The organism is Pseudomonas saxonica, assembly GCF_007858365.1.
GTDB classification, from domain to species: Bacteria; Pseudomonadota; Gammaproteobacteria; order Pseudomonadales; family Pseudomonadaceae; genus Aquipseudomonas; species Aquipseudomonas saxonica.
The window spans coordinates 40,265-49,808 of sequence record NZ_VFIO01000017.1 but is presented as its reverse complement, the minus strand read 5'-3'; the positions used below and the strand labels follow the sequence as shown (position 1 = coordinate 49,808).

Here is a 9,544-nt window from a genome sequence, read left to right as displayed (position 1 = left end):
ATGGTGAGTGAGTCGATATCGATCTACAACAGCGAGCGTCCGCACCAGTCTTTGAAATACAAAACGCCCGATGCAATGCATCGGGCGTTGGGGTGAAACAGGTGTAAACCTATTTCAGGACTAGACATCTACAGACTTGCGTGCAACTCTGTAGATCTTTATTTGGAGCGGGAAACGAGACTCGAACTCGCGACCCCGACCTTGGCAAGGTCGTGCTCTACCAACTGAGCTATTCCCGCGTCTTGGTGGTGCGCATTCTATAGAACTGAAAGTTTGCGTCAACCCTTTGATTCAAAAAGTTTTATTTATTTCGTCGAGGTCGTCTTCAAGTGAGGCCATGCCGCGCGCAAATACTGAAGCATCGACCACAAGGTCAGCCCCGCAGCCACAAGTAGCAATGCATACCCCACCAACACCCAAAAGCTGAAGTCAGAAGGATTGGCCAGCAAAATCACCAGCGCCAGCATTTGCGCGGCGGTTTTCCATTTACCCATGTTCGACACTGCGACCTGGGCACGAGCACCCAGCTCAGCCATCCATTCGCGCAAGGCTGAAATGACAATCTCCCGGCCTATGATCACTGCGGCTGGCAGGGTAAGCCATACGTTGTGATGCTCTTGCACCAGCAAAACCAGCGCGACAGCCACCATCAGTTTGTCGGCGACCGGGTCCAGAAAGGCACCGAACGGTGTGCTTTGCTCAAGCCGACGCGCAAGGTAACCATCAAGCCAGTCGGTCGCCGCCGCAAAGGCAAAGACTGAACTGGAGGCCACATAACTCCAGCTGTAAGGGAGATAGAACAGCAATATGAAAAAAGGAATCAGTAGAACGCGTAGTACGGTGATCAAATTAGGGATATTCATCGGCACAACTGGCTACGAGGTGAGAGGGGCATTCTACTCGCTGTGCAGATTTGCATAAATCAACTCTGCGAGCTTTTTACTGATCCCCGGTGCTTTGGCGATCTCTTCGATGCTTGCACGAGTCAGCTCTTGTAATCCACCAAAATGTTTCAAAAGATCACGCCGACGAGTGGGGCCTACGCCCGCAATGCCTTCCAGGGTTGAAGTACGTCGAGTTTTACCCCGTCGCGCCCGGTGCCCGGTAATAGCAAAACGGTGAGCCTCATCGCGAATCTGCTGAATCAGGTGCAAAGCCGGGGAATCGCCTTTCAATGTGAATTCGTGGGCTGCGTCATTCAAGTAAAGGGTTTCAAAACCCGCCTTGCGGGTCGCGCCCTTGGCCACGCCCAACAAAATGAGATCTGGAACAGCCAATTCATTGAGCACATCACGCGCCATCGAGAGCTGACCTTTGCCACCGTCTACCAGCAGGATGTCAGGCAGCTTGCCCTCCCCCTCTTTGAGCCGGCTAAAACGCCGCATCAAAGCCTGGTGCATGGCCGCGTAATCATCGCCCGGGGTCACGCCTTCGATATTAAACCGCCTGTAATCGGACTTGATCGGGCCTTCCGGGCCAAATACGACACAAGACGCGACCGTGGCTTCACCACTGGAATGACTGATGTCATAACACTCAAGACGCTGCGGGATCTCGTCGAGCTTCAGTACCTGAGCCAATGCCTCGAAGCGCGCAGCGACATGCAAGCGATTGGCCAGGCGCGCAGCCAGGGCCTGCTCCGCATTGGTGACGGCCAACTGCTGCCAGCGCGCTCGAGTGCCCCGTACACGGTAACTGATGGCCATTTCTCGCCCGCGCAAGGCTTCAAGCGCATCGATAATGGCGCCGAAGCTTTCATGCTCCACGTTGACGATCAATTCACTCGGCAGATCGCGCTCGGGGCTGCTGATGTAGTACTGCCCCAGGAAGGCGGCCATGACTTCGCCCACCTCCTCCTCGATCCCGACCTGCGGGAAGAAATTCTTGCTGCCCAGAACCCGTCCGCCCCGCACATTGATCAAATGCACACATGCGCCGCCCGGGTTCACAAAGGCCGCGATAACGTCGACATCGCCGGTTCCACCCTCCATGCTTTGCTGATCCTGAACCCGACGCAGCAAGGAAATCTGATCACGTATTTCAGCGGCACGTTCAAAATCAAGGGTGCTGGCTGCTTGCTCCATTGCGCTGTTCAATTCGTCGGTCAGAGCACTGCTGCGCCCCTCCAGAAACATTACCGAGTGACGCACGTCCTCGGCATAGACCTGAGGGTCAACCAGCCCGACGCAAGGTGCTTTGCAACGCTTGATCTGGTATTGCAAACAGGGACGCGTACGGTTCTTGAAGTAACTGTCCTCGCACTGACGCACCATAAAGGTCTTTTGCAAGATACTCAGGCTTTCGCGAATGGCTCCCGCACTTGGATAAGGTCCGAAATACCTGCCTTTGGCTTTTTTGGCGCCACGGTGAATGCTTAAGCGCGGGTATTCACCGTCCGAAAGGAACACATAGGGATAGGATTTATCGTCGCGCAGAAGAATATTGTAGGGCGGGCGCCACTCTTTGATCAGCGTCTGTTCAAGCAGCAGCGCTTCAGTTTCATTGGCCGTGATGGTGGTTTCGATGTACGCGATTCGCCCCACCAGCGCCGCCGTTTTCGGGGCCAGGCCGGTTTTACGAAAGTAGCTGGCCAAACGCTTTTTGAGGTTCTTGGCCTTGCCGACGTAAAGCAGGCGCGCATCGCTATCAAACATGCGATACACACCGGGGCGCCCGCTACAGGTCGAAAGAAAAGCACTTGCATCGAACACGTCAGTCATTTTCAACCAGCGTCTACCATGCCGTGACGCACAGCCAGTAATGCCAGCTCAACATCACTCTTGACCGAAAGTTTCTCAAAGATGCGATAGCGGTAGGTATTGACCGTTTTGGGTGACAAGCACAGCTTGTCAGAAATCACCTGAACCTTCTGACAGCCCACAATCATCAGTGCAATCTGGATTTCTCGCTCCGACAGTGCATCAAAAGGTGAGTCACTGGCAGGCTGGAATGACTTGAGAGCCAATTGCTGTGCGACTTGCGGGCTGATATAGCGCTGCCCGGAAAAAACAAGACGAATGGCCTGAACCATCTCAGCCAGACCCGCGCCTTTGGTCATGTAACCGGCAGCGCCCGCCTGCAATAAGCGTGTCGGGAAAGGGTCTTCTTCACACACAGTCACGGCGACCACCTTGATGTCAGGATGGCTGCGCATCATTTTGCGGGTAGCTTCCAGCCCACCAATGCCGGGCATTTTGACATCCATCAAGACCACATCAGGTTTCAGCTCGCGGGCCTTGATAAGGGACTCCTCACCGGACTCAGCCTGCCCAACCACTTGCAGGCCATCTATATCAGCCAGCATTCGTGTGATGCCTGTACGCACAAGATCGTGGTCATCGACCACTAGAACCCGAATCAAGCCGGCACCTCACCAATTGGACTAAGTAGATTGACGACACCTTAGCAAAAAACACGCGCTTCAACCTACCCATGATCAATCGACGATCCATAGCAAAACGTTAAAAATGCAGGCGGGGCCTGAACAAGGCTCAAGTATCGTTCGGATCCTGACGCCCTTTAGCCTGTATAGGCAGGTACAACTCCGCCAGGGAGACCGTAAGCCGACGAATGGCATCCTGGTCTTCTTTATGCAAAATGCGGTAACTAACCAATACTTTTTCTTCAACCTGACTAAGATTATCGAGCAGCGTGGGTGTTGGAGTGCCAGTCAAGATATAAAGCACATCCGCTCCTCGCTCTGCTACACGCGACAAATAATCCGCTTTAGGCGCTCGCTCACCACTTTCATATTTGCCTTGAGCATTAGGTTCCACCCCACCAATTTCACCAAAAGCTTTTTGCGACAAGCCAAGCCTTTCTCTTTCTTGCCGTAGCCTTGAACCGATTCCACTCATTTGGATGTAGGATCCCATTTTTAACACCCACAAGGATGGTATAATCAATGAATATTAAACAACTTTGAACGGTTTTGAACTATGACCGGAATCCGTACCGCTGCACAAGCCAAGGCTTGGCTGGATCACCAGGGGAAATCCGTGCAAGAGTTCGCTCGGGAAAATGGTGTTGACCCGGCGACTACTTATCAGGTGCTCGCCGGGCGCAAGAAAGGGAAAAGGGGCGAAGCCCATAAAGTGGCGGTACTTTTGGGCATGAAAGACGGCATCATTCCTTCACACATGCCTATTCTTGAAGAAAGTGAAGATGTGCTGGATTGAGTATGCGCCTAATCGGGCTTCATTCCAGAACTAGAACAGTTGGGCGGCTCACAAGGCTTATGTCCCCACTGAGCCGAAAAGGCCTGAACGATTCACAGCAGGTTATTTTCTGATTGAACCTGTGGTCATGCCTCAGGTAAGCTTTGGCTCATTCATCGGAGACCTTACATGTTGCATCGCACCCTCACAGTCACTTGTCAGCCACCTTGCGAATCTCGCACGGTCGGTTCTGTGTGTGCGAACAACAAGCCATCCGTTGCACGATTTTATTTTGGGTATTGGTTTAGCCACTGGCGCGCCTGATACCCAAAAGGCGCCCACTACTTAGGGGTCGCCTACCAGAGAATTCTCACCCCCGGTCGGCTCCCCGATCGGGGGTTTTGTTTTTTTAGCCCCTGAAAAATTACTTATTTAAGGAATCACACCATGAACTACGCCACTTATTACCGCTTCGACCTTTGCACTGCATGGCGATTTACCAACCGTCGTTCGGGACAGCCTGCCGCCTCCGAACGAAATCACATCGGTGGCACGCATGCACTCACAGCCAGTCAGGCTAATTGTCGAACACCCCAATAGGGCTGCGCGCGGGAAAACCCGCCGCTTGCCCAGGAATCACATCATGACCGCATCGATTACTGCTCTGCCTGCAAACAGCACCGCCTCTTCTGCAAGCTCCCAGCGCTTGCCCACCGCCGCGCAACTCAAGCACCAACTGCCGCTCAGCGATTCGCTTCGCCAACTGGTCAGTCGTCAGCGCCAGGCCATTCGTGCCATTTTGAACGGTGAAGACTCCCGTTTACTCGTCGTAGTCGGCCCCTGCTCCATCCACGACCCTGTTGCAGCCCTTGAATACGCCAGCCACCTCGCGACCCTTTCTCACGAACTGCGTGATGACATGTTGCTGGTAATGCGTGCCTACATCGAAAAACCGCGCACCACAGTGGGATGGAAAGGCCTGGCCTATGACCCGCACCTCGATGGCAGCGATGACATGGCCCACGGCCTAACGCTCTCGCGCGAGCTGATGCTGGAAATGCTGGGCATGGGCCTGCCAATCGCTACGGAGTTGTTGCAACCAATGGCCGCTGGTTACTTTGATGACCTGCTGGGCTGGGTCGCCATTGGTGCACGTACGACCGAATCGCAAATTCACCGCGAGATGGCCAGCGGCCTGGGTGTACCTGTCGGCTTCAAAAACGGCACTGATGGTGGCGTGGCCATCGCCTGCGATGCCATGCGCTCAGCCGCCCACTCTCATCGCCACTTCGGCGTCGACGCTGAAGGCCACCCGGCAATCATCCAGACGTCGGGCAATCCGGATACCCATCTGGTACTGCGCGGCGGCCACAGCGGGCCTAATTACGACCTCAGCAGCGTTGCCAAAGCACGCGCCGGACTTGAAAAAAATGCCATACCGGCTCGCTTGATGGTGGATTGCAGCCACGCCAACAGCGGTAAGGACCCGTTGCGCCAGCCTGAGGTGTTTAACGACGTATTGGCACAGCGCCTGCAGGGCGATCGTTCATTGATCGGCATGATGCTCGAAAGCCATATCTTTGAGGGCTGCCAACCCTTGAGCAGCAACCTGCGCTACGGCGTCTCCGTCACCGATGGTTGCCTGGGCTGGGATGCCACCGAGCAGTTGTTACGACGCGCCGCCGCCCTGATGCAAGCACAGCGACAAGCCGCGCAGGTAGTCGCTTGATTACCAAAGGAACTTTTGCCGGGAAAAAACTGACTGAATCCGGTAGGCTCACCACTTTCTTGAAAGGAGTACTCCCTCATGGCTAAAGCCACTGCCCGTCACATCCTCGTTGCCAGCGAAGACAAGTGCAACGAACTGAAAGCCCAAATTGAAGGCGGCGCTGATTTCGCCGAAGTCGCAAAAGCCAACTCTTCTTGCCCATCCAGCCGTCAAGGCGGTGATCTGGGTTCGTTCGGTCCAGGCCAAATGGTTAAAGAGTTCGACACGGTCGTCTTCAGCGCTCCGATCAACGTGGTTCAAGGCCCGGTGAAAACCCAGTTCGGCTACCACTTGCTGGAAGTCACCAGCCGTCAGGACTAATCCCCCGGCTTGAGTGAGAACGGCCCACCTTTTGGTGGGCCGTTTCGTATCCGCAAACACAAACCTCGTGCTACGTTTCTCATTCACGCCCCCCACGTGTCACTTGAGGAATAAGTCATGAGCCTTACAGGTAAAACTGCCCTGGTTACCGGTTCCACCAGTGGTATTGGTCTGGGTATTGCGCAAAGTCTGTCCAAAGCGGGTGCCAACCTGATACTTAACGGTTTTGGCGATGCGGGCAAAGTCATTGCCGACCTGGAACAGTTCGGTGGCAAGGTCGGTCATCACCCGGCGGACGTGAGCGACCCCGCACAAATAGCTGACATGATCGAATACGCCGAGCGTGAATTTGGCGGTGTCGACATCCTGGTCAACAATGCAGGCATTCAGCATGTCGCCAACGTTGAAGAGTTCCCGGTAGAACGCTGGGACGCCATCATCGCAATCAACCTCTCATCTGTATTCCACAGCACTCGCCTCACCCTGCCCGGCATGCGCAAACGCGGCTGGGGGCGCATCGTCAATATCGCCTCGGTCCACGGTCAGGTGGGTTCGGTCGGCAAGGCAGCTTATGTCGCGGCCAAACATGGCGTGATTGGATTGACCAAAGTGGTCGGCCTTGAGACCGCCACCAGCAATATCACCTGCAACGCCATCTGCCCTGGCTGGGTGCTGACTCCACTGGTACAAAAACAGATTGATCAGCGAATCAGTCAGGGGATTGACCCTTATCAGGCGCAGCATGATCTGCTCGCCGAGAAACAGCCCTCGCTGGAGTTTGTCCCCCCACCTCAACTCGGTGAGTTGGTGCTCTTCCTGTGCAGCGATGCCGGCAGCCAAGTTCGCGGGGCGGCCTGGAATGTCGACGGTGGCTGGTTGGCGCAGTAAAGATCAGCGCACACCCCTCAGGCAAAAATGCACACCAACCCTGCACTTATCAGGGTTGTACAAGGCAATTTTGCACTGTTAGCATCGGCCATCGTTCGCCCGCGAACACCCCTTAAAAATAATAGAAAGCAGGGAGTTAGCGATGACTGCTCAGGCTTCATCCTCAGTGACACTCGATGGCGACATCGCGCCAGACACCGTTCTCGCGCAGGTGCGCAATCAAATAGGCCATCTGACCCTTAACCGCCCGAGCGGCCTCAACGCCCTCAATCTTGAGATGGTACGCCGCCTCCAACAGCAGCTCGATACATGGGCCAAAGACCCGCATGTTGTGGCTGTGGTATTGCGCGGTGCAGGCGAAAAAGCCTTCTGTGCCGGGGGTGATATTCGTTCTTTGTATGACAGCTACAAAAACAACGACACCCTGCACACTGCGTTTTTTGAGGAGGAATACGCCCTCGACCTGACCCTGCATCACTACGCCAAACCCGTGCTTGCCGTGATGGACGGCTATGTTCTGGGCGGCGGCATGGGGTTGGCACAAGGGGCTGATTTTCGACTGGTCACAGAACGCAGCCGGTTGGCGATGCCAGAGGTCGCCATCGGCTATTTCCCGGACGTGGGCGCCAGCCATTTCCTGAGCAGAGTACCCGGCCAAGTGGGCACTTATCTGGGCGTGAGTGGCGTGCAAATCGGCGCCAGCGATGCCCTGTATTGCGGGCTGGCAAACTGGTACACCGACAGCACACGCCTGAGCGAACTTGATACGCAGCTCGACTCACTGACCTGGCAACAGTCACCGCGCGAAGACCTCCAGGCACTGCTGGCATCAATGGCTGTAAACACCTTGCCCGACGCCCCCCTCGCCACGCTTCGCCCGTTGATTGACGACGTCTTTGCCCATGACAACATGGAGGCCATCGTTGCCCGGTTGCATGAAGTGGACAACAGCGAGCATCGGCAATGGGCCACCGATACCGCCAACCTGCTGCAAACCCGGTCGCCACTGGGCATGGCCGTTACGCTTGAGATGCTGCGCCGCAGCCGTGCCCTTAACCTCAACCTTGAGCAGTGCTTTGCGCTGGAGCTGCACCTGGACCGTCAGTGGTTTGACCGTGGTGACTTGATCGAAGGGGTGCGCGCGTTGATTATCGACAAGGACAAAAATCCGCGTTGGAATCCGCCCACACTCAATGAACTGGATCCAGCCCGGGTTGCCAGCTTCTTCACCGACTTCAAGCCGAGCGGAGTCTGAACCATGCAAGACATCGAACTGACTGAAGAACAAGTGATGATCCGCGACATGGCTCGCGACTTTGCACGTCGTGAAATTGCACCTCATGCCCAGACGTGGGAAAAGGCTGGCTGGATCGACGATGCGCTGGTCGCCAAAATGGGCGAACTCGGCCTGCTTGGTATGGTGGTACCTGAGGAATGGGGCGGTTCTTACCTCGACTACGTAGCCTATGCCTTGGCTGTCGAAGAGATCTCGGCCGGGGATGGTGCGACCGGGGCGCTGATGAGCGTTCATAACTCCGTGGGCTGCGGCCCGATCCTTAACTATGGCAGCCAGGCGCAAAAAGAAGAGTGGCTGGCCGGGCTGGCCAGCGGCACCACCATCGGCTGTTTTTGCCTGACCGAACCTCAAGCAGGCTCTGAAGCGCACAACCTGCGCACACGGGCAGAGTTGCAGGACGGGAAATGGGTAATCAACGGCGCCAAACAATTTGTCACCAATGGCAAACGCGCCGGGCTGGCCATTGTGTTTGCCGTAACCGACCCGCAACTGGGCAAAAAAGGCATTTCGGCCTTTCTGGTGCCCACTGACACACCGGGATTTATTGTCGATCGCACCGAACACAAGTTGGGCATACGCGCCTCGGACACCTGCGCGGTGACCCTGAGCAATTGCACCGTACCGCAAGCGAATTTGCTGGGTGAACGGGGCAAAGGGCTGACGATCGCCCTGTCCAACCTCGAAGGTGGGCGTATTGGCATTGCTGCACAAGCGCTGGGTATTGCCCGTGCCGCCTTTGAAGCAGCGCTGGCCTATGCGCGTGATCGGGTACAGTTTGACAAAGCCATTATTGAGCATCAAAGCGTGGCTAACATGCTGGCTGACATGCAAACCCGCCTCAACGCGTCGCGCCTGCTGATTCTGCACGCCGCCCGCCTGCGTGGTGCGGGCAAACCGTGTTTATCAGAAGCCTCGCAAGCCAAGTTGTTCGCGTCGGAAATGGCTGAGTTTGTGTGTTCCAAAGCCATTCAGATTCACGGTGGCTATGGCTACCTTGAGGATTACCCGGTTGAGCGTTATTACCGGGACGCGCGAATCACCCAGATCTACGAAGGGTCGAGTGAAATTCAACGGATGGTGATTGCGCGAGAGCTGAAGAATTATCTGATTTAG

10 protein-coding genes, 1 tRNA gene and 1 pseudogene are annotated in these 9,544 nt (G+C 55.6%); 7 read left to right on the top strand and 5 right to left on the bottom strand.

Annotation, left to right across the window (positions count from 1 at the left end; all coding sequences use genetic code 11):
- Window positions 1-124, top strand: a pseudogene (locus FJD38_RS23610) (integrase core domain-containing protein); the annotation flags it as partial.
- Window positions 125-163: 39 nt separating this feature from the next.
- Here FJD38_RS23610 and FJD38_RS23605 read toward each other — a convergent pair.
- The 5 genes from FJD38_RS23605 to FJD38_RS23585 all read right to left on the bottom strand — a co-directional run bounded on the left by FJD38_RS23605 (window position 164) and on the right by FJD38_RS23585 (window position 3,857).
- Window positions 164-239 (bottom strand) — tRNA-Gly (locus FJD38_RS23605).
- A gap of 66 nt (window positions 240-305) precedes the next feature.
- Window positions 306-863 carry a CDP-diacylglycerol--glycerol-3-phosphate 3-phosphatidyltransferase gene (gene pgsA, locus FJD38_RS23600; RefSeq protein ID WP_122784402.1) on the bottom strand — a complete coding sequence of 186 codons (558 nt, stop codon included), beginning with the start codon at window positions 861-863 and terminating at the stop codon, window positions 306-308.
- Window positions 864-896: 33 nt separating this feature from the next.
- Window positions 897-2,720 (bottom strand): excinuclease ABC subunit UvrC, encoded by a 1,824-nt coding sequence (gene uvrC / locus FJD38_RS23595; RefSeq protein ID WP_146387906.1) that lies wholly within the window; start codon window positions 2,718-2,720, stop codon window positions 897-899.
- A gap of 2 nt (window positions 2,721-2,722) precedes the next feature.
- A complete protein-coding gene (gacA, locus tag FJD38_RS23590; protein WP_122784404.1) occupies window positions 2,723-3,361 on the bottom strand; it encodes a response regulator transcription factor GacA in 639 nt (212 codons plus the stop codon).
- A 130-nt stretch (window positions 3,362-3,491) separates the two neighbouring features.
- On the bottom strand, window positions 3,492-3,857 hold the full coding sequence (locus FJD38_RS23585) for a helix-turn-helix domain-containing protein (RefSeq protein WP_146387904.1): 366 nt from the start codon (window positions 3,855-3,857) through the stop codon (window positions 3,492-3,494).
- Window positions 3,858-3,938: 81 nt separating this feature from the next.
- Here FJD38_RS23585 and FJD38_RS23580 point away from each other — a divergent pair, with 81 nt between their 5' ends.
- The 6 genes from FJD38_RS23580 (at window position 3,939) to FJD38_RS23555 (ending at window position 9,544) form a co-directional block, all read left to right on the top strand.
- Window positions 3,939-4,178 (top strand): DNA-binding protein, encoded by a 240-nt coding sequence (locus tag FJD38_RS23580; RefSeq protein ID WP_122784405.1) that lies wholly within the window; start codon window positions 3,939-3,941, stop codon window positions 4,176-4,178.
- A gap of 622 nt (window positions 4,179-4,800) precedes the next feature.
- Entirely contained in the window at window positions 4,801-5,886 is a 1,086-nt protein-coding gene (locus FJD38_RS23575; protein WP_146387902.1) for a 3-deoxy-7-phosphoheptulonate synthase, read from the top strand.
- Between the two features lie 78 nt (window positions 5,887-5,964).
- A complete protein-coding gene (locus FJD38_RS23570) occupies window positions 5,965-6,246 on the top strand; it encodes a peptidylprolyl isomerase (RefSeq protein WP_122784407.1) in 282 nt (93 codons plus the stop codon).
- A 117-nt stretch (window positions 6,247-6,363) separates the two neighbouring features.
- On the top strand, window positions 6,364-7,134 hold the full coding sequence (locus tag FJD38_RS23565) for a 3-hydroxybutyrate dehydrogenase (RefSeq protein ID WP_146387900.1): 771 nt from the start codon (window positions 6,364-6,366) through the stop codon (window positions 7,132-7,134).
- Between the two features lie 142 nt (window positions 7,135-7,276).
- Window positions 7,277-8,389, top strand: a complete 1,113-nt coding sequence (locus FJD38_RS23560) for an enoyl-CoA hydratase/isomerase family protein (protein WP_146387898.1) — start codon at window positions 7,277-7,279, stop codon at window positions 8,387-8,389.
- Window positions 8,390-8,392: 3 nt separating this feature from the next.
- Window positions 8,393-9,544, top strand: coding sequence for an acyl-CoA dehydrogenase family protein (locus tag FJD38_RS23555; protein WP_146387896.1), 1,152 nt, complete (start codon window positions 8,393-8,395; stop codon window positions 9,542-9,544).